Raw genomic sequence first — 20022 nt, forward strand, 5'->3', positions numbered from 1 at the left:
CTTCGTGGTGGTCTGCGGATCGCAGTCTTCACCGTAGCCGGGCCCGGCTCAACGCTCGGGCAGATTCCCGACCGCCTGTCTCAGCAGGGACGAGGCGATCGCGCAATACTCGTCGCGGAATCCCTCGGTTCCGTGTACCGAGACCTCGATGGTCTCCTCCCCGGCATCCGGCACCAGGAAGGCGCGCGAGCAGATGGCCTTCGAACCGCCCTTTCCGAGATACACCTGGACCCCGTCGACCGTGACGAGCTCCAGGTCCTTGCCCGTAGTGCTCGTGCTGGTGCTGACCAGCTCCAGGGTGACTCGCACGCGCCCGTCCCACCGGCAGGTGTGCGCGTCGGCGATCGTGGGTTCGGGCGGCAGGACGCCGATCTTCTCGGCGACGGCGGTGCGGTCGAGCAGCGCGCACGGTTCCAGCAGCGCCAGCGAGGAGTCCCTGCCCTCGGCGCGCGGCGCGGTCGTCAGTGACCGGGCGAGGTTGGCCGCGATGTAGTCGAGGCCCGCGCATTCCTTCACCCCGGACGGATTGCTGAGGACGATGACGATGCCGGACTCGTGCTCGGCGCCGGGGCTCGCGATGGCCCGCGTACAGGCTGCCGCGCTGCCGTCGATGATCGGAACCCCTTCTACCACCGTCTTGTTCGGCGTCAGGTATTCGTCCTCCTGCCCCAGATACAGGTAGAGGGCGTAGCGGTTGGAACTAGCGGTACACCCCCAGCTCGGGGACGGACTCAGCTCCCAGGTATCCGCGGCCAGTGGTGTCGGCGCGACCGGGACCGAGTCGCCGAGGGCCGAGGTCAGCCAGGGGCAGGCATCGATCTGCCGCAACTGCGCCAGGGTCAGTCCGGTCACCGGTCCCGGCTCACTCTCTTCGCGTGTCGCGAAGTAAGAGATCCCGACGAGCGCCACGAGCAGTGCTGCCAGTGCACCTGCCCGGCTGGTTCGAGCTCTCGGACTCGCCGCGCTCCAACGAAGACGCCCGGATTCCAGTGCACGCCTGCCGTATTCCATGCTCGCACGACCCGACTCGGCCATGACCACCGAAAAGGGGCGTCCAGGTGCAGGTTCCGGTGCGGCAATCGCGGGCAGGGCTGCGAGCAGCGCCGAGATCTCGTGCTGCTGGCGCCCGATGTCGTCGAGCACGGGGGCGGGCCACGGTGGCGGACCGCTCGGCTGGGCACCGAGATAGTCGAGGATCTGCCCCGGAGTGGGGCGGGCTGCCGGATCCTTGCGCAGGCACGCGGCCAGCATCTCGAACAGCGGCTCCGGCACGCGGCTCAGATCGGGTTCGCGCTGGGCGATGTTGAACAGCGTGTACGGCACAGATGGTGCGGCGAACGGTGCGACGCCGGAGGCTGCGAAAGCGAGAACCGATCCGAGGGAGAACACGTCCGACGCCGGCGTCAGCTCATACCCGAGCGATTGCTCCGGTGACAGGAAGTCCGGCGTTCCCATGACCGTCGCGGTGGCGGTCCCGGCGGCTGGGGTGATACCGACTTCACCGAGACGACCACTGTCCCTTGCTAACAGCACCGTGTCGGCACGGATGCGCTGATGCACGAGGCCTGCGGCATGGACGGTCCGCAGCGCCGAGGCGAGGGCGGCGGCCAAGGCGCGAACGGCAGCCACAGGCAGTGGCCCGTGTTCGGCTACGGCGGTGTCGAGGCGCATACCCGGAACGAATGCTGATGCCAACCAGGGCTTCTCAGCATCAGCATCGACGTCGATCACCGTGGTATTGGCGGATCCCGAGACTCGCATGGCGGCAATAGCGCTGTGCCGCAATCTGATCCGGAACTCCGGCTCGTCGAGAAGTTCCGGTAGCGCCTGTCGCACGACGACCAACGAGTCATCGGGGCCGGTGGCGAGCACGGACCGGAATCCGGCCGCGGACTCGAGTGTGCCGAGCGCTCGGTAGCGCCCGATGGTGGGTGGATCGCCGGGGCCGAGGGGAATGATCGTCATGATGGGGGCAACTTCTCGAGTACGGGTTCGAGCAGATCGCCGGCAGTCTCACAGTTCCCACCGGCCCGCGCGGTGTTCGAGAAGTACTGGGCCCGCACTTGCTCGGCCTGATCGTCTTTGGTCGGCATCACCATCACGATGAAGGTGCAGTATTCGGGACTGCTGCCGTCGAGATAGACCGTGTGATCGCCGATAGTGCTTGTTTGCCGGACCCTTCCGCCCGTAACACTGTCCGGCCGGGTGCGCTCGTTGATATCGAGCGAAAAGGAGCCGTCAGCGCCGGTCAACGCGCAGCTATGGGGAGTCGACGAGCGCACGGGATCACCGACCAACGAACGAGTGGCCGCGATGTCGATCAGCGAGCACGGGTCGAGTGGCAGCAGCGAGCCCTGCGGGAAGGTCCGCAGCGGCGGATTGACCGACAGACGACGGACCACCGCCGCGAGCGCGCGCTCGGACGCCGGACAGAGGTCGCCTGCGGGCGGATAGGTACTCGCGCCCATAGTCAGCGCCATCGGCAAACCGCTCTGGGTCACCACTATGCGGTCACAGGAGGCGGACTCTTTGTGAAGTCCGAGTACCGGCATCCAATTGATGGAGCTACCCATCGGCTGTCTGTCATCACGTACCTCGGCGACATTGTCGTTGTTACGCAGGCTGAAAGACACCGTGCGACCGGCCTGATCGCGATACCCGACGGTGCAACCGCCGATGGCGTTCGAGACGACTTCACTTGTCGCAGTGCCTAGTTCACCGAGCACTGACGGATCGAGCAACGCGCAGAGGTCGAGGCGGCGGGATTCGTCGTGGGTCAGCGCCAGTGGCGGATCATCCATCGCCACCGCGTTGCCCTCGACGCCGACGCCACAAATAGCGATGGAAGCCAGCACCAGTGCCGACACCGTCGCGGCAGCGAGAACCAGTCGCGCCCACTTCGGCTTCGGCTGTTCGGGTGCGATCGACGCTGTGGCAGCAGCGGTTCCGTCTGCCCAGCGACCCGCCTCGGCCTGGCAGTCGGCGATGCGTCTGCGGATCCGGACCGGCCAGACAGGTTCGGCGTCGATCCCGCTCACCGCGTCGAGCAACTGCTCGGGGGTCGGTCGCGCCGACGGGTCCTTGGCGAGGCAAGCATCGACCAGCGCGCGGATCTGCTCCGGAATTCCGGTGGTATCCGGGGAGCTGTAGAGCACGTTGTAGAGGACCTGCGGGGTGGAGGCCGCGTCGAACGGGCTCGCGCCGGTGGCCGCCATCGCGAGAACCGCACCGACGGCGAAAACATCGGAAGCTGTTGTCAAAGGGCGGCATTCGGCCTGTTCGGGTGACATATACGCGGGCGATCCGATCACCGCTCCGGTGGCGGTGAGGTTGACGTCGTCCTCGAGCGCCCTGGCGATGCCGAAGTCGATCACGCGTGGACCGTCGTTGGTGAGCAGGATGTTGCTCGGCTTGAGGTCGCGGTGCACCAGGCCGGTGCGGTGGATCTCGAGCAGCGCCATCGCCAAGCCGGTGGCCAGGAGTTTCAGCCCGTTCAGGTTCAGGCGGCCGAACTCGCCGATCATGTCCTGCAAGCCGGGACCCGCGATGTATTCCGAAGCCAGCCATGGTGTTTCGGACTCCGCGTCGTGGTCGACCACGCCCGCGGTGTAAGCGCCGGTGACCTGTTGTGAGGCCAACACCTCCCGCCGGAACCTGGCACGGAACTCCGGATTGCCGGTGAACTGGCGGTGGATCTGCTTCACCGCGACCAACCGGCCGTCCTGGCCCTGGCCGAGCAGCACCTGTCCCATGCCACCCCGGCCGATCACGGCAAGCAGGCGATAGCGGCCCAGCTGTTCGGGATCCTGCGAATTCAGCGGTTTCATCGCCGCGCCTCCCGTGTTCACCACGACCCGCTCAGTAGCGCGTGCTGCGCGACCGCCTGCTGTCGAATATCGGTCTCCTGGTTGCTGTAGAGGCGGACCACGAACTCGTTGTATCGCACCAGGCAGGAGAACCGCCGGGCGGGAACCGACCTGTTGTCCGGCCTCGCTGCGCGGTAGCAGGAAACACCCGAGAGTCCCGGCGGACCTGTCAGCGGGGTGTAATCGGCAGCCAGCGAATGCTTTTCCTCGAGGTCGGCGTAGGTCTTCGCGGCTTCGCTGTCCCGCGCGCGATACAGAAACTTGTTGTACGACACCGCGATCGCGTCGATCGAGCTCTGTTCGAAATCACGCAGGTTGACCGACGGATCGTCGCGTAGCAGGGCATAGGAACGAGGGCCGTAGACCATGAATTCCCACTTGTTGGGCCAGTAGTCGCCGGTCTTCACTATATGGGTGAGCAACTTGTCGCTGTCGAGTTTCAGCTTCGGTATGTCGGCGGCGGGCGTCGGAACCAAGGTGCCGAGCTCGGCCAGCTGAGCGCGGTAGGTCCGTGTGAGCAGATCGGTCAACAATTCGGGGCTGGGCTCGATGATCTTGGCGTACAACCTGATCACTAGGTTCTTCCACACCAGCCAGCTCCCGACCGTGGGCACACCCGGTCGCCAATGTGACAGTGCGGCAGGATATTCCGAAAGAGACAGGGGCGCGTTCTCGGTATTCGCGGTGAAATCCGCGGCAGCCATCGCCTGCGCGGCCGCCGTCGCCTGGGCCTCATCGGGTAGGGACAGGATCGCGATCGACAGCAGCTTGTGCTTCGATTCGTTGTCCGACTGGCCGTTGCTCGCGATCGCGCCGTAACCGGCCAACACGTCGAACGGCCCGAGTGCGGTCCGCTGGACGCCCGAGAGCAGATCGTCTACGCCGCGTATCCCGACGATCAGCCCGCCGCCGTTGCCGTCGGTCAATTCCGGGTCGATGCGGTTGGCGAGCAGTAACCGCTCGCCGATGCGCACGGATTCCACCAGCGTTCCGCGCACCGCATTCGGCGCGTCGTCGTAGTCGCCCGCCACCGGTTCGAGGGCATAGTCACCGTGATCGGGTGCGGCGTTGTCACCGCATGCCGCGGTGAGCAGGGTGAGCGATAACAACGGCGCCAGCCAACGCAACCGATTACGCACGAACATTCCCCTCCGACCGCAGCGTCGAACGCCAGGCCCCTCCCGAACTCTGCCGTGAAACTATCACCCGCGAGTTCGGCGCCGCTACCGCGCGGGCAACCGGCCGACCGCCTGCTTCACGAGCGGATCGGCGATCGCGCAGAGTTGCCCTTCGCGTTGGTTCGGATTGCTGACGGACACTTCGACATCCTCGCGAAAAGTCTCGCCGACCTTGCGGAACTGATACACCCGACGGCATTCGTTCGGCCCCAGCATCACGCTGTCGAGATTGTCGACCAGCACACCGTCGCCGATATCGATCACCTTCTCCTCCATGGAGGTCGCTCGTCGCCTTGGCTGCGACAAGGTGATCCGCACGGTGGAGTCACCCGACCACTCGCAGGAGTGCGCGGATTTCGCCACGACGGGGCCGAGAGCGGCGAAGGCCGAATTGTCCACCAGGGCACAGGGGTCTACAGACGACAGCGATTTCTGCGCGGCGGTGTCGGGACGCAGTTCGGCGAGCGAGGCGGTGAGCCGCTCGAGGACGTGGTCGGCGAGGCGGCATTCGCCGCGCGAGAAGGTGTCGACGATGATGCCCCAACGCGCGGCTTGCTCGCCACCCTCGATCGCGAACGCGCAGTCGTCGCCGCGGCGGGCAATCCCGTAACCGTTGACCACCTGCTTGCCGGCTTCGAATCCGTCGAGCGCGGCACCGATCTCGACGGCGATGCGCGCGCCACCCGAGTTGCCGTCGCATCCCCAACTCGACGTCGCCTGCCAGCGCCAGGACGAGACATCCGGCGAGGCTTTCGCGGCGACCTCGGTGGGCAGGGTCTGTCCGAGCGCCTGCGGCACCCAGGTGCACGCATCGGTGCCACGTAGCTGGTCCAGGCCGGGGAGCGTCGCGGTCGGTATCGCCTGCGGCGTGTTCTCAGGCGTTGTCGCGGAGTCGTTGCCGCGCAGGACAACCGCGGTGAGCGCGCCGGCGATCACCACCGCGATCGCCGCGAGGATTCCCAGCCGAAGTGCGGTCCGGCGCTTTTCAGCAGGCACCTCGGTGGGGGGCTGTGTGCTCGGCGTGTACGCCGGAATGATCTGCGTCGCTTCGGGGTCCGAGGTCAGCGCGACCAGTTTCTGTGTCTGAGCCGCGATTTCGGCATGGACGGGCGCGGGCCACGGCTGCGCTTGAACGGGCAGGACTCCCAGGTAGTCCAAGATCTGCGCGGGTGTCGGTCTGGCCCTCGGGTCCTTGCGCAGACAACCCGCGATCAGGTCGCGCAGCGGCGCGGGGACATCGTCGAGTTGCGGTTCGCTGTGGACGATGTTGAACAGGGTGTAGGGAGCGGAGGACGCCGCGAACGGTGCCGTTCCCGTCGCGGCCATGCACAGCAGCGAGCCGAGGGAGAAGACGTCGCTCGCGGAGGTCACCGGTTCGCCGTTCGCCTGTTCCGGTGACATGTACGCGGGCGAGCCGACCACGGCACCCACTTCGGTGAGCGCGGCCCCGGTGCCGACCGCCTGCGCGATACCGAAGTCGATCACGCGTGGTCCGTCTGCAGCCAGAATCACGTTGGCGGGCTTGAGATCTCGATGCACCAGGCCGGTGCTGTGGATCGAGTGCAGCGCGGACGCCATGCCGGAAGCCAGGGTGCGCAACGCGGGGACCGGCAGTGGGCCCAGCTCACGCACCGCTTTGTCCAGCTCGACCCCTGCGATGAATACCGATGCGAGCCAAGGTGTTTCGCCGGTTGTCTCGAAATCGACCACTGCGGCGGTGAATGCCCCCGACACCCGGGCGGAGATGGCGACTTCACGTTCGAACCGCGCCCGGAATTCACGATCGTCGAGCAGATGCGAATGAATCTGCTTGATCGCGACGAAGCGCCCGTCGGGGCCCGTCGCCAGGACGACCCGGCCCATCCCGCCCGCACCGAGCACACCGCGCACCCGATAGCGCCCGATCATCGGCGCGTCACTCGTCGACAGCGGCTCGATCAATTCGGTACTCCCCCAACTCGCTTCTCCGCCGCACCGGGCGGAACGGCCGAGATTCCAGCCGCACTTCGCCAGAAACCTAGCATTTCGGCGTCTGGGTCAGCGACTGCTCCGGCTCGCCACCACCACCGCCGCCAGCACGATCACACAGCTCACGACGGTGGTGAGCGACAGTCTCGCGTCGGCGGCGTCGAGCACCATCGCCGCGACCAGCTGGCCCGCCACCGAGGTGAGTCCGAGCAGCAGAACGCCGATCAAGCCGACTGTCACGGCGGCCAGGGCGATGAACGCGACGCCGATCAAGCCGCCGGTGTAGAGCCAGAGGTCGGTGGGGAATTCGGTGGGCAGGCCCGTGGTGGCGAGGGTGTACAGGTCGAGCAGGAGCAGCGCGGTGAGACCTACACCGAAGTTGAGCAGGGTGGCGGTGAAGGGGCCGCCGGTGGCGCCGACCCGGCCGTTGACCGCCTGTTGCCAGGCCAGACCGATGCCCGCGAGGGCGGGCAGGACGATGAGCAGGGCGGGGATGTCCGGGACGCCGGTGCTGACGGTGGCCGGGGCGGCACTGCCGCCTGCCGAGAGCACGACCCCGGTGATGCCGAGGGCGGCCGCGACGAGGCGCCACGGGGTGATCGGGGTTCGGCCGTTCGGGGCGAGGCCGAGTCGGTCGACGACGAGGCTGCTCAGGAGTTGGCCCGCGACCACCGCGACAGTGAACGCGGTGACGCCGATCGCCGCGACGGTGAGTCCCTGTGCCGCTACGAAGAACGCGCCGCACAATCCGCCGAGCAACTGCCAGGGCGCCAACCTGCCCTCCGACACCGCCGCGCGCACCTCGGTGACACCCGCTCGCAGCGCCGGGCTGACAGCGAAGGCGATCAGCAGCGCGATGAGCCCGGTGCCGAAGCTGATGGTGGCCGCCGCGATCCCATCGGCGAGCCGCGCACCCAGCGCACCGTTGATCCGCCCCTGTACCGCGACTCCCGCCCCGATGGCGAACCCGAACACGAGCCCGACGGTCTTCCGTCTGCCAGCGAAGCTCGTCGCTCGTCCGGGACCTCGACGGTTGGCAGTCGGCGTCACGTGATGGGCGTCCTTGGTGCGAGGTGGGCGGGAAGCTACCCGGGTTCTCCCCCTTGATCAGGGGTTGCGTTCTCAGTCCTACCACGCTCGGTGCCGTGACGCGGCGGCAGCCAGGTCGGCGTCAACGTGGCGGCGACCAGCAACACCGAACCGAGGAGCGCGATAGTCGTCGACATCGCGAGCCACTGCGTCGCGACCGCGACGAACGCGAACACACCCAGCGCGACGATCTCGGACAGCAGCCCGGACACCGAGGTGACGGTGGCCCTGGCCGGGCCCTCGATCGCATCCTGGAGCCGCGCGCCCGCGATGACCTCGGCGTTGAAGTCGATGCCGTAGGCGATGCCGATGCCGATGAATCCCACCCAGACCAGCCCAGGGCCCGCCGCCACCCCGACCGCCAACGCGCCCGCGATGAACAGGATTCCGGCGACGAACAGCGCGATGGCCAACGTACGAGACGACACGACCTCGGTGCGGCCCGCCAGCAGCGAACCGATCAGCGAACCCGCGACGGTGACGCCGACCAGCAGCGCCGAGGTGCTGGTCGACGCGCCGCCGGACACCGCGAGCAAGCCGAAGTATTCGTCGAAGGCGGTGACGCCGTACAGGAGTGCGCCGAGCAGCACGCCTCGACGCACCCTGCGGACGTGCAGTGCTTCGGAGAGGCCGGTTTTGAGCATGGCGAGGTAGCGCGACGAGGTGGAACCGTCCGAACTCGCCTGCGGCGCCACCGCTCCCGGTTTGACGTGCGGGCCGACCGGTCCGGGTGCGGGCTCGTCGTCGAGATCGTCGACAGCGGTGGCGGAGATGGCGACGGGCGCGTTGGGCAGAGCCAGCGCGGTCAGCGTGTGCAGGAGGCCGACACCGACGCTGACCCAGCCGACCAGCGCATAACCGCCGACGGCGAACAACGGTGCGGCGGCGACGATCGCCACGAGCACGGTGCTCTCCTGCGCGCCGCGGGTCCACCCCATGATTCGCGCATAGGCCGACGGCTCACCACGCGCGACCAGATCGTCGTAGATCAACGCCTCGAAAGTTCCCGATTCCAGTGCGCCCGCGATACCCCAGACCAGGAAGCCGAGCGCGAAGCCGACGAACGACGGCACCAGCATCCAGAGGATGAAACACACGGCCTGCAACACACAGCTCAGGACGAGCAGACGTCGGCGCGACACCGTGTCGGCCCACGCACCCGACGGGACCTCGAGCAGGAACGCGGTCACCGACCAGATCGCCAGCAGCAGCGAGATCTGTGCGGTACTCAGCCCGTGATCGGCGAAGAGAACGCCGTAGAGGGCATAGATCGGTAGCAGGTCGCGGGTGCCCTTGAACAGGACCGCGCGCACCGTGAGGTCGCGGACACTGGTCGGCTCACGCCTCAACCAGGCCACCGCGTGCCGGAGCGGGGAAGATCAACAGCCGTAGACGAGCATTCGCATGGGTTCCATCGTTCGCGTCACGACCGGTCGGGTCAAGCGATTATCCGAGCGGGATCCAGCCGTTGGCGGCCAGCGAATCGTCCTCGTCGGTGGCGCTCACCAGCGGCCGGCCGTCATTGAGATCGTTGATGAGCTCCGAGACCGGGTGCGAGTCGCTGTAGTGGTAGCCCTGGGCCAGGGCGAAGCCGAGTTCGGTGAGGACGGCAGCCTGGTATTCGGTTTCCACGCCCTCGGCGATGACCTGCAGGTCGAGCGATTTGCTGAGCGCGGCGATAACGCTCAACAGCGGTGGGGCCGGGGAATCGGAGCGGATGGCGGCGACGAAGGACTGGTCGACCTTGAGGATGTCGCTGGGGATCGTGGCCAGGCGGCTCAGCGAGGAGTAGCCGGTGCCGAAATCGTCGATGGCGATGCGCACGCCACGGTCGCGCAGGGTGTGCAGGTTGGTGATCGCGGTCTGGGATTCGGCGGCGAGTTCGCTCTCGGTCACCTCGAGGACGAGCTGGTCTGCGGGCCAGCCGGTATCGGACAGGATGGTCGCGACCCGCTCGGCGTATTCGGTTTCGGCCAGTTCGAGGCCGGAGACGTTCACGTTGAGGGTGAGGTTCAGCGACGCGAAGCTCTCCTGCAGACGGGCGGCGTCGGCGCAGGCGCGGCGCAGAACCAGCTCGTCCAGGTCGGAGATGAGGTCGTATTCCTCGGCGACGCGGATCAGGCCCTCGGTGGTGACCTCGGGCTGCGCGCTCGACGACCAGCGCAGCAGCGCCTCGACGCCGACCGCCTGGCCGCCGTCCTCGGTGAGGCTGACGATCGGCTGGTAGTGCACGTCGAGCGCACCGCGGTCGATGGCCTCGCGCAGTTCCACCGCCAGCGGGAGCTGACGCGACGATTCCAGCACCGTGCGGTTGCGGCCCGCCTGCTTGGCCCGGTACAGGCCCACGTCGGCGCGGCTGACCAGCAGCGAACCGGACTCGCCCGGCTGCCAGGAGGTGACACCGGCCGAACAGCCCATGGTCACCGCGGCCCGCAGTTGTTCGGTGAGCAGGATCGCGGCCTGCTCGGTGGTCCCGGGCAACAGCAGCGCGAACACGTCGCCGCCGAAGCGGGCCAGCACCTGGCCGGGCGCGAGCAGGTCGAGCCAGGTATCGGCGACCCGCTGCAGGACGGCGTCGCCCGCGCGGTGGCCGAGGTGATCGTTGATCTTCTGGAATCGGTCGAGGTCGACCAGCACCAAGGCCATGCCCTGACCGCCGCGACCGGCCGCGTCGATCGCCGGGTTGAGCTGCTTCTCGAAACCGCGCCGGTTGAGCAGGCCGGTGAGCACGTCGATATCGGCTTCGGACGCCATCCTGGTCAGGATGCCGACCACCACGCCGGCGCCGAAGGTGACACCGGCCGGGATGAGCCCGGACCACCACGGCAACCCGCGCGCGGGCAACACCAGCAGGCACAGCACCATCGCGAAACCGATGTGCGCGGCGGCCTGGGTCCAGGCGAAGAACAGCGCCGCGTCGCAGGCGACGAAGACGAAGAACGAGGCCAGCGTGATGGCGCCGACCAGGTTGGGGAAGTCGTAGACCGCGATGGCGACGAGCACCGCCGCGGTGGCGAGGTAGGCGTGGTGCAGGCCGTGCGGCATCCGCGGGCCCCACGCGAGCAGCGTGAGGCCGAGCACCACCGAGATCGCCGCCGCGGTGCCGACCACGGCGCGATTGCCGTCGTCGCCCGGCGCGACGGCAGTGATCATCAGGCCGAGGACACCACCGAGAACGTAGAACGCCCCCGTTGTCCTGGCCATGACTTTTGCCGTCGCCAACGCCGATGCCGCCCGCACCCGGGTTCGGGTATCGCCGCGCGCCCCGATTCCTCGCACGTGCACCAGCCTAGATGTTGATGGGTCAGGGTGTTTGCCACATCCGACAAATGGGTCGCCAGCAAACACTGAGCATCTTACGGCTTCAGGATATCGGTACCCACGAATGGGACCAGCGCCTCGGGCACCCGCACCGAACCGTCGGCCTGCTGGTGGTTCTCCAGAATCGCCACGATCCAGCGCGTAGTGGCCAAAGTACCGTTCAACGTGGCCGCGATCTGCGCTTTCCCGTTCTCGTCGCGGTAGCGGACCGAGAGCCTGCGCGCCTGGAAGGTGGTGCAGTTCGAGGTGGAGGTGAGTTCGCGGTAGGTCTGCTGAGTGGGCACCCAGGCCTCGCAGTCGAATTTGCGCGCCGCCGAGCTACCCAGGTCGCCACCCGCCACGTCGATCACCCGGTAGGGCACATCGATGGCGGCCAGCATCTCGCGCTCCCAGGCCAGCAGCCGCTGATGCTCGGCATCGGCCTGCTCAGGGGTGGTGTAGACGAACATCTCGACTTTGTCGAACTGGTGCACGCGGATGATGCCGCGGGTGTCCTTGCCGTAGCTACCGGCCTCGCGGCGGAAGCACGACGACCAGCCCGCATAGCGCTTCGGGCCCGCGCTCAGATCGAGGATCTCGTCCGAGTGGTAGCCGGCCAGCGGCACCTCCGAGGTCCCGACGAGGTAGAGGTCGTCCTCCTCGAGGTGGTAGACCTCGGCCGAGTGCTGACCGAGGAACCCGGTTCCCGCCATGATCTCCGGTCGCACGAGCACCGGCGGGATCATCATGGTGAACCCGTTGGCCACGGCTTTTTGCGCGGCCAGCTGCAGCAGACCCATCTGCAGCAACGCGCCGTAGCCGGTCATGAAGTAGAACCGCGAGCCCGACACCTTGGCGCCACGTTCCATGTCGAACAGGTGCAGCGACTCGCCGAGCTCGAGGTGATCCTTGGGCTCGAAGTCGAAAACCGGTGGGGTACCGACGGTTTCGAGCACGACATAGTCGTCCTCGCCGCCCGCGGGCGCGCCGTCCTGCACGACATTGGAGATGGCGCGCTGCGCGGCGTCGAGTTCGGCGTCGGCGGCGTTCTCGGCGAGTTCGGCCTCTTTGACCTTGGTGGACATGTCGGTGGCGGCGGCCAGCAGCGCGGGGCGCTCCTCTTTGCTCGCCTTGCCGATCACCTTGCCCATGGCCTTGTGTTCGGCGCGCAGGTTGTCGGCGGTGGCCACGGCGGCCCGGCGCGCGGCGTCGGCTTCGAGCAGGGCGTCGACGAGCGCGGGGTCCTCACCGCGGGTCCGCTGCGAGGCACGGACGGCTTCCGGGTTCTCGCGCAGGAATCGGAGGTCGATCATGAGAAAACAGCCTAGTTGAAGTGCCAATCGGGCAGGACAGGGGCATAGTTGCGGTGTGAGTACCTCTTTCGACACCGCCGTCATCGATACCGCGCTCGCCGATCTCACCCAAGGGGAAAAGACCTGGGCCGCGACCGACCTGCGTCGCCGCCGCGAACTGCTCGACGAACTGCACGCGCTCACCGCCCGCGACGCCGAGGCCTGGGTCGCCGCCGCCCGCACCATCAAGAAACTCGACGCCGACAGCCCGCTGCTCGGCGAGGAGTGGATGTCGGGCCCGATGACGATGCTCGCGGGCGCGCAGGCGCTGAGCGAGTCGATGGCGGCGCTCGAGAAGGGCGCGAGCCCGATCGACGGTGTCGACCTCACCACCGCCCCCGGCGGCCGGGTGGCGGTGCCCGCGCTGCCGCACGGCGTCTACGACAAGCTGCTGCTGAGCGGGTTCAGCGCCGACGTGTGGCTCAAGCCCGGCGTCGATGCCGCGACCGCGCGCCGCAAGGCCGGACTGGCCCAGCGCGACCCCGCCAAGACCAACGGTGTGGGCGCGGTGCTGGGCGCGGGCAACATCATGTCGATCGCGCCGCTGGACACCCTCTACGAGCTCTACGCCAACAACCGCGTCGTGGCGCTCAAGCTCAACCCGATCACCGATCCGCTGCTGCCGGTGTTCCAGGCGATCTTCGCGCCGTTCATCGAGCTCGGGGTGGTCCGCATCCTCACCGGCGGAGCCCCCGAGGGCGGCTACCTGGTGAACCATCCGCTGGTCGCGCACGTGCACATGACCGGCGGCGCGCCGACCCACGACGCGATCGTCTGGGGTCAGGGCGCCGACAAGTCCGGCGAACCCATCCTGGACAAGCCGATCACCAGCGAGCTCGGCGGTGTCGCGCCGTGCATCGTGGTGCCCGGTGAGTGGTCGGCCGCCGACCTGAAGTTCCAGGCCGAGCACGTGGCCACCCAGCGCCTGCACAACGGCGGCTACAACTGCGTCGCCGCGCAGACCGTGGTGCTCGCCGCGGACTGGCCGCTCAAGGAGCAGTTCCTCACCGAACTGCGCGCCGCGATCGACAACGCTCCCGCCCGCACCGCCTACTACCCGGGCAGCGACAACCGCGTGGCGGGCGCGCTGGCGAGCTACCCCGACGCCGCTCGCGCCAACGGCCGCCTCCTGGTCGAGAACCTGCCCGCCGGCGACACTCCGCTGCTGCGCACCGAGTACTTCTCGCCGGTGCTCGGCGTGGTCGAGCTCCCCGGCGCCGGGGCCGAGTTCCTCGGCAACGCGGTCGACTTCGCCAATGAGGAGCTGATGGGCACGCTCGGCGCCAACATCATCGCCGACCCCGCGACCATCACCGAGCTCGGCACGAAACTCGACACCGCGATCGAGAACCTGCGCTACGGCACCGTCGCGCTCAACGCCTGGACCGGTCTCGCGTTCCTGACACCGCGCGCCAGCTGGGGGGCCTACCCCGGCCACACCATCGACGACATCCAGAGCGGCATTGGCGTCGTACACAACGCCTTCCTCCTCGACGATGTCGAACGCACCGTGGTCCGCGGCCCCTTCCGCCCCGCTCCGCGTTCGATTCTGCGCGGTGAATTCGCCCTCACCCCGAAGCCGCCGTGGTTCGTCTCGAACAAGACCGGCACCTCCACCGGCCGCAAGCTGACCGATTTCTACGGCGACGGCAAACTGCGTCGCATACCGGGCATCTTCGTGTCGGCTCTGCGGGGCTGACCCGGCAGTCCGCCGCGACAAATACACTCGTCGACGATGTCGAAGAAGCAGAGCAACCCAGCCGAGGGACCCGCCGCGCCCAGTCGCGGCGGCGCCCTGCACCTGTCCGCGACAAAACTGCGTTGGGGGCTGCTGATAGGCGCCCTCGGGGCGATCATCGCGGCCATGGTCACCATGGCCGTGACAGGCTTCGACACCGACAAGGTGGAAGCGCACCAACCCGGCGCCGAACCGGTGGTGCGTGACAAAGAGTTCAGCAGCGCGGCGCAGGGCGACTGCCTGACCTGGTCCAAACCCGACCGCAGCGACCTCGTGAAGGTGGGCTGCGGCGACAAGCACCTCTTCGAGGTGGCGGGTGTCATCGACCTCAGCGCCTATCCGGGGCGTGAGTTCGCCGAGGGCACCCGTCACCCCGATTCGCTGCGCATGACCGAGCTGCGCGACGAGCACTGCGTGACCGCCGTCCAGAAATACCTGGGCGGCCGGTTCGACCCGCGCGGCAAGTTCATGGTGAATGTGATGTCGCCGAGCCCGGCCGGTTGGCAGCACGGCGACCGGACTCTGCGCTGCGGTGTCCAGGTCGCGGCCACCGCCACGAGCCCGGCCACCACCGGCAGCCTCGCCGAGAGTGATCAGTCCAAGATCCATGCCACCGGCACCTGCCTCGGCATCAATCAGAACCTGCCCACCGACCCGGTCGACTGCGCCCAGCCGCACTCGGTGGAGATCGTCGGCACCGTCGACCTGGCCACCGCCTTCACCGGCGGACCGCCGTCGGAAGCCGATCAGGACAAGTTCGTCGAGGCCGAATGCAATCGGCTCTCGGGCGACTACCTCGGCAGCCCCGATGCCATCCGCAACAAGACACTCACCCTGTTCTTCGACTATCTGGAGCCCGCCAGCTGGCTCGCCGGCAGCCACAAATTGGACTGCTGGCTCGGAAAAGGCGCCGACCGTGAGGGTTTCGCGCCCATCGTCGGCTCGGCCCGCGGCGAGATCCTGATCGACGGACAGGCCCCGGTGCCCCCGCCCAACACCGGACGTTCCACCCCGGCGCCGCTGCCGGGCGCCGCGCCGCTGCCGCCGCAGCCCCAGCCGAGGTGACGTTGTCCGAGCGGATGCCGGAGCGGCGTTTCGAGGAGTTGGTCAGTGACGCCCTCGACCAGATCCCGGCGGAACTGTCCAGTGCCATAGACAATGTTGTGGTGCTGGTAGAGCCCCGAAACGACGAGGAACCGTCGCTGCTCGGGCTGTACCACGGCATCGCCCTCACCGAGCGCGACAGCTACTACGCCGGATCGTTGCCGGATACGATCACGATCTATCGAGAAGCTATTCTCGACATCTGCAACAGCGACGACGAGGTGGTCGAAGAAGTCGCGATCACCGTGATCCATGAAATAGCACACCATTTCGGGATTGACGACGACCGGTTGCATGAGCTGGGATGGGGTTAGCGAAACTGGGTGGGGAATCGATGGAACCGAATGAACCGCTCTCGCGTCCTAGTACTCGTAGGGGGAATTCTCGTGGTTCCCGATAGCCGCCACCAGAAGGAGTCGGGTCATGGTTGGACACGTTCTCGTTGCACCTGAAATCGTCCTCGCCGCATCCGCGGAGTTGGATCTGCTCGCCGAGCGCCTCGCCATCGCGGCCGGGCTCGCCGGGCCGACCACGCACGTGCTGCCTTCCGGCGCCGAAGAGGTGTCGCTGCTCGCGGCGACCCACTTCAACACCGCGGCGGGCAAGCACGACGGTTCGGTCGCCCAGGCGATCCTCGAGCTGCACCACGCGGCCGCGACCCTGCGCTCGCAGCTGACCACTCATATCGGGGAAGACGTGGCTCGCGCGGCGACGATCAACGCCGTCCAGGTGTAGTCGCACCGATCCTGTCGACGATCATTTACTCAGGGGAGAAACAAGCATGACCGCAGGGATCACCGGGGTGTTCTGGCTGCCTCGTATGGCCGAAGTCAACTCCACCACCCTCAACGCGGGCGCACACGCGATCCCGATCAGCGCCGCCGCCACCTCGTGGGGCACGCTGGCGGCCGCGTGGGGCGACGCCGCCTTCACCATCACGCGCGTGATCGCCGAAGTCGGGGTCGGCCTCCAGGGTGTCAACGGCATCGCCGTGCTCGCTCGTCTGGCGCCGTTCGCGGGCTGGGCCAGCCAGCAGGGCATCGCGTCCGCGGCGATCAGTGCGAAGTGCGCGGCCAACGCCACCGCGTACACCGTCGCGTCGATCGCGATGCCGAGCCTGCCCGAGATCGTCGGCACCAACGCCGCGGTGGCCGCGTCGGCCAACCCGCCCGGTGTCGTCTCCGGCGCCTTCGAGGTCGCCGAAGTCGCGCGCCATGCCATGGACATCCGCGCCGCGCTGGTGATGGAGACCTACGAGGCCGCCACGTCGGCCACCGTCGCCATCCCCAGCGAGTTCACCATGCCGCCCGCCATCGCCAGCGGTGCGGGCTCCGCCTCGCAGGGCGACTTCGGTGGCGGCGATCCGCTGCAGACCGCGGCGGCCGCGGCGCAGGCCTTCGTCACCAACCCCGGTGTGGTCAGTGCGGCCACCCAGGCGGCCAACACCGCGGGTGGCGTACTCACCGGCGGCGTCAGCACGGTCGGCAACATCGGCGCTTCCGCGATCTCGGCGGCCACGGCCACCGTGCCCGCGGGCACCGCCGCCGCGCCCGTCATGGCGGGTGTGGGGGCCGCCGGTGCCGCGGTGGGTGGCATGGCCACCACCTCGGCCGGTCTCGGTGGCGTCAGCGCGGGGTCGCTGAAGCTGCCCGAGGGCTGGGGTGCGCCCGCCGCGAACGCGTCAGCGAGCGCGCCGGTCTCGGAGTCGGTCGTCAACCGGGTCGAGAGCGCCCCCGTGCGCAATGCCAACAGCGGCGCCAACCCGCTGATGGGCAACCGGCAGAAGGGCGAGGAAGACGACGAGCACGATGGCGTCGACTACGTGCGCTCCGACGAGTTCACCGACGGTCGCTACGCGGCCGAAGGCGTGATCGGCGCCGACCTCGCCGGAACGGCCAAGTGACGGTTCTCGGCACGGGCAGCGGAGGTTCGCTGCTCGGCGCCGTCGTGCTCTCGCTCGACGACATGCAGTTCCTCCTGGAGAAACTGGAGTTCGACGAGATGCCCGTGGTACTCGACGCCATGGGCCGCTATGACAACGTCACCGCGCACGACGCCGCCATGAATGTGGCACAGGCCGCCCTGGCCGAACGCGAGCTGCTGTTCGGCCAGGTGGTGGCACCCGAGCTCGCCGAACGGCTGCGGGTGCTCTATCGGCCGCAGTGGATCATCGCGCTGCGGTGGGTGGTGGCCGGCCAGGTCAACCGATTCTGTCTGGCGCAGGGCGACGACCGCGCGGTCGTCGCCCTGCGCGGGCCGCAGTCCTACGTCATCGACGACGCCGGGCTCGATCTGCCCGGCGCGGTGCTGCAGGCGCTCGGGCCGGTCGAAGCGCTCGAGCTGTACGGGATGAACGCTCCCACCGACCAATTGGCGCCGATCTTCGGCGACACCGGCGACGCGGCCGCCACGACGAAACGCCTGGCCGAGGTGGGCAATCCGGCCACCGACGCACAGGTACTGGCCTCGGCGCTGGTGGAGATCCACTCCTACGCCGAGATCGTCGGCGTGGCCTACGGCGACGGCACCCGCGATATCCAGGACAACCACATCGCCGTCTTCAACACGCGCGCAGGCAGATTCATCATCACCGCCAGCGTCGCCGACGACGGCGTGAAGTGGTCGTCCATCGCCAGCGGCACCAACGCCCGCCTCCGCACCGCGGTAGCCGACCTCATCGAGTCCCTCCCGGTCCGCACCGAATTCCCTACCGCGGCAGCCGCTAACCCGGCGTAAGCCCACCCCACCGCAACCGCCCCACCAAACGCCCCCACAACTCAGCCGTAAACCGTAGGCGCAGCCGGAGCGTTTAACCCATGGGGTCGTCGGCGGAGGAGTCGGCTTTGATGGTGAACGGTGGGGTGAATTTGCCCCAGCGTAGGCATTCCCAGCCGCCGTCTTCGGTGGGGAGCAGTTCGATGGTCTCGGTGTTGTCGAGGTGGTTGTTCGTTGTGAACGGCGGCGCCACCCCGGCCAGCGCCTTGCCGACCAGGCGCATGGCGGCGCCGTGGTTCACCACCACTACGTCAGCGTCGGCGTCGGGGGTCAGGAATTCCTCGCGCAGGCCGTCGAGGACGGGCAGGATGCGGGCCAGCACTTCGTGGCCGGATTCGCCGCCGGGGGCTCTCACGTCGAGTTCGCCGAGGTGCCAGCCGCGATAGATCTGCTGGAAGAGTTCGTGCGCTTCCCGGTCGGAGCGGCCGTGCAGATCGCCCACCTGCACCTCGTACAGGCCGTCGAGGACGTAAGCCGGTGTGCCGGTGGCTTCTTCGATGTGGCTCGCGGTCTGTCGGGCGCGCAACGCGTCCGACGACACCAGCACCTGGGGCGCGCGCACCAGGCCGGCGCCGAACGCTTTCGCCTGCGCCACACCTCGTTCGGTCAGCGGCAGGCCGGGCACGGCGGTGTCGAGAATCTTCGCGACATTGCCCTCGGTCTCGCCGTGGCGCACCAGAATCAGTTTCGCGCGGGTAGTCATAGGTCCGCGACCCCCTTTCGCAATTGCGTCAACCATTCTGCCGCCGGTTCGTCCGACGGCGGAGGCGTGCCGACTGCCGCTGTCGCGGGCCATGATCCGAGGAAGCGGACATGGGTCGTGCGGTGCAGGGCCTTCAGAGTTTCCGCTACCGCCGGGTCGTCGATGTGTCCGACACAGTCGAGATAGAACCGGTAGGTGCCCATGCCGGTGCGGGTCGGCCGCGATTCGATGCGCGTGAGATCGACCCCGCGCGTGGCGAATTCGGCGAACGCGCGCATCAGCGAACCGGGCTCGTTGGGCAGTTCGAGAACGACGGAGGTTCGGTCGGCACCGGTGGCGGCGGGGGCGATGCCCGGCTGGGTGACCAGCACGAAGCGGGTGATGGCCTGGTCGTGGTCGGCCACGCCCGCGGCCAGGGTCTGCAGGCCGAGTCGTTCGCCCGCCAGCGCGGTCGAGATCGCGGCGTCCGCGGTGCCGGCCGCCACGTCTTCGGCGGCCGCCGCGTTGGACGCCGAGGTGAACGGGCGCGCCTGCGGCATGTTCCGGGCCACCCACTCCCTGACCTGCGCCGCCGCCACGGGATAGGCGGCGAGTGTGCGCACATCCGCCAGCGAGGTGCCGGGTCGCGCCAGGATCGTGAAGGTGACCTCGAGCTCGGTTTCGGCCATGATCTGCAAGCGCGGTCCGATGGCGAGGGAATCCAGGGTCGCCGGGATCGAGCCCTCGACCGAACTCTCGATCGGCACCACTGCCCCGTCGACCTCGCCGGTCCGGATCAGGTCGAGCGCCGCCCCTTGACTGGGCGCGGCAATCCGCTCGACCGGCCCGTCGAAGGCCCCCGAGTTCTCGAACTTGACCAAAGCCATCTCGGTGAAGGTCCCGGACGGCCCGAAATACGCTATAGACGGCACACAGAAAGATTAGCTGGACTGCCGCCGTGGGCGGCCGG

16 protein-coding genes are annotated in these 20022 nt (G+C 68.1%); 6 read left to right on the forward strand and 10 right to left on the reverse strand.

What is annotated here, in order from left to right; all coding sequences use genetic code 11:
* Positions 1-48 precede the first annotated feature (48 nt).
* From ACWF99_RS19110 to serS, 8 genes are all read right to left on the reverse strand, one after another.
* A complete protein-coding gene (locus ACWF99_RS19110; RefSeq protein ID WP_452537004.1) occupies positions 49-1965 on the reverse strand; it encodes a protein kinase domain-containing protein in 1917 nt (638 codons plus the stop codon).
* Positions 1962-3851, reverse strand: coding sequence for a serine/threonine-protein kinase (locus ACWF99_RS19115; protein WP_452537005.1), 1890 nt, complete (start codon positions 3849-3851; stop codon positions 1962-1964). The genes ACWF99_RS19110 and ACWF99_RS19115 overlap by 4 nt, the downstream gene beginning before the upstream one ends.
* Complete coding sequence (locus ACWF99_RS19120; RefSeq protein WP_378989451.1) at positions 3845-5011, reverse strand: DUF7373 family lipoprotein; 1167 nt, start codon at positions 5009-5011, stop codon at positions 3845-3847. Before ACWF99_RS19120 ends, ACWF99_RS19115 begins: the two co-directional genes overlap by 7 nt.
* Positions 5012-5089: 78 nt before the next feature.
* Positions 5090-6985, reverse strand: coding sequence for a protein kinase domain-containing protein (locus ACWF99_RS19125; protein WP_452537006.1), 1896 nt, complete (start codon positions 6983-6985; stop codon positions 5090-5092).
* Positions 6986-7081: 96 nt separating this feature from the next.
* Positions 7082-7987 carry a DMT family transporter gene (locus ACWF99_RS19130; RefSeq protein WP_378637882.1) on the reverse strand — a complete coding sequence of 302 codons (906 nt, stop codon included), beginning with the start codon at positions 7985-7987 and terminating at the stop codon, positions 7082-7084.
* Between the two features lie 110 nt (positions 7988-8097).
* Positions 8098-9459 (reverse strand): MFS transporter, encoded by a 1362-nt coding sequence (locus ACWF99_RS19135; RefSeq protein WP_452537007.1) that lies wholly within the window; start codon positions 9457-9459, stop codon positions 8098-8100.
* Between the two features lie 88 nt (positions 9460-9547).
* Complete coding sequence (locus ACWF99_RS19140) at positions 9548-11380, reverse strand: putative bifunctional diguanylate cyclase/phosphodiesterase (RefSeq protein ID WP_378637876.1); 1833 nt, start codon at positions 11378-11380, stop codon at positions 9548-9550.
* A 77-nt stretch (positions 11381-11457) separates the two neighbouring features.
* Positions 11458-12714: a serine--tRNA ligase gene (gene serS / locus ACWF99_RS19145; RefSeq protein ID WP_452537008.1), complete on the reverse strand. Its 1257-nt coding sequence runs from the start codon at positions 12712-12714 to the stop codon at positions 11458-11460.
* Between the two features lie 55 nt (positions 12715-12769).
* On the opposite strand from serS, the gene ACWF99_RS19150 reads away from it, so the two are divergent.
* The 6 genes from ACWF99_RS19150 to ACWF99_RS19175 all read left to right on the forward strand — a co-directional run bounded on the left by ACWF99_RS19150 (position 12770) and on the right by ACWF99_RS19175 (position 18331).
* Complete coding sequence (locus tag ACWF99_RS19150) at positions 12770-14452, forward strand: aldehyde dehydrogenase family protein (RefSeq protein WP_452537009.1); 1683 nt, start codon at positions 12770-12772, stop codon at positions 14450-14452.
* A 36-nt stretch (positions 14453-14488) separates the two neighbouring features.
* Positions 14489-15556: a septum formation family protein gene (locus ACWF99_RS19155; protein WP_378637869.1), complete on the forward strand. Its 1068-nt coding sequence runs from the start codon at positions 14489-14491 to the stop codon at positions 15554-15556.
* 14 nt (positions 15557-15570) lie between these two features.
* A complete protein-coding gene (locus ACWF99_RS19160; protein ID WP_378661368.1) occupies positions 15571-15909 on the forward strand; it encodes a metallopeptidase family protein in 339 nt (112 codons plus the stop codon).
* A 109-nt stretch (positions 15910-16018) separates the two neighbouring features.
* Positions 16019-16330: a PE family protein gene (locus tag ACWF99_RS19165; RefSeq protein ID WP_378637867.1), complete on the forward strand. Its 312-nt coding sequence runs from the start codon at positions 16019-16021 to the stop codon at positions 16328-16330.
* Between the two features lie 46 nt (positions 16331-16376).
* The gene (locus ACWF99_RS19170; RefSeq protein WP_378661347.1) at positions 16377-17498 is read left to right on the forward strand and encodes a PPE family protein; all 1122 of its coding nucleotides are present in this window, start codon (positions 16377-16379) and stop codon (positions 17496-17498) included.
* On the forward strand, positions 17495-18331 hold the full coding sequence (locus ACWF99_RS19175; RefSeq protein WP_378637862.1) for an ESX secretion-associated protein EspG: 837 nt from the start codon (positions 17495-17497) through the stop codon (positions 18329-18331). Before ACWF99_RS19170 ends, ACWF99_RS19175 begins: the two co-directional genes overlap by 4 nt.
* 73 nt (positions 18332-18404) lie before the next feature.
* Here ACWF99_RS19175 and ACWF99_RS19180 read toward each other — a convergent pair whose 3' ends face one another.
* Together ACWF99_RS19180 and pheA are read right to left on the reverse strand one after the other, a co-directional pair.
* Positions 18405-19073 carry a histidine phosphatase family protein gene (locus ACWF99_RS19180; RefSeq protein ID WP_452537010.1) on the reverse strand — a complete coding sequence of 223 codons (669 nt, stop codon included), beginning with the start codon at positions 19071-19073 and terminating at the stop codon, positions 18405-18407.
* Positions 19070-19984 (reverse strand): prephenate dehydratase, encoded by a 915-nt coding sequence (pheA, locus tag ACWF99_RS19185; protein ID WP_378653423.1) that lies wholly within the window; start codon positions 19982-19984, stop codon positions 19070-19072. The genes ACWF99_RS19180 and pheA overlap by 4 nt, the downstream gene beginning before the upstream one ends.
* Positions 19985-20022 lie beyond the last annotated feature (38 nt).

The organism is Nocardia sp. NPDC055002, assembly GCF_053608825.1.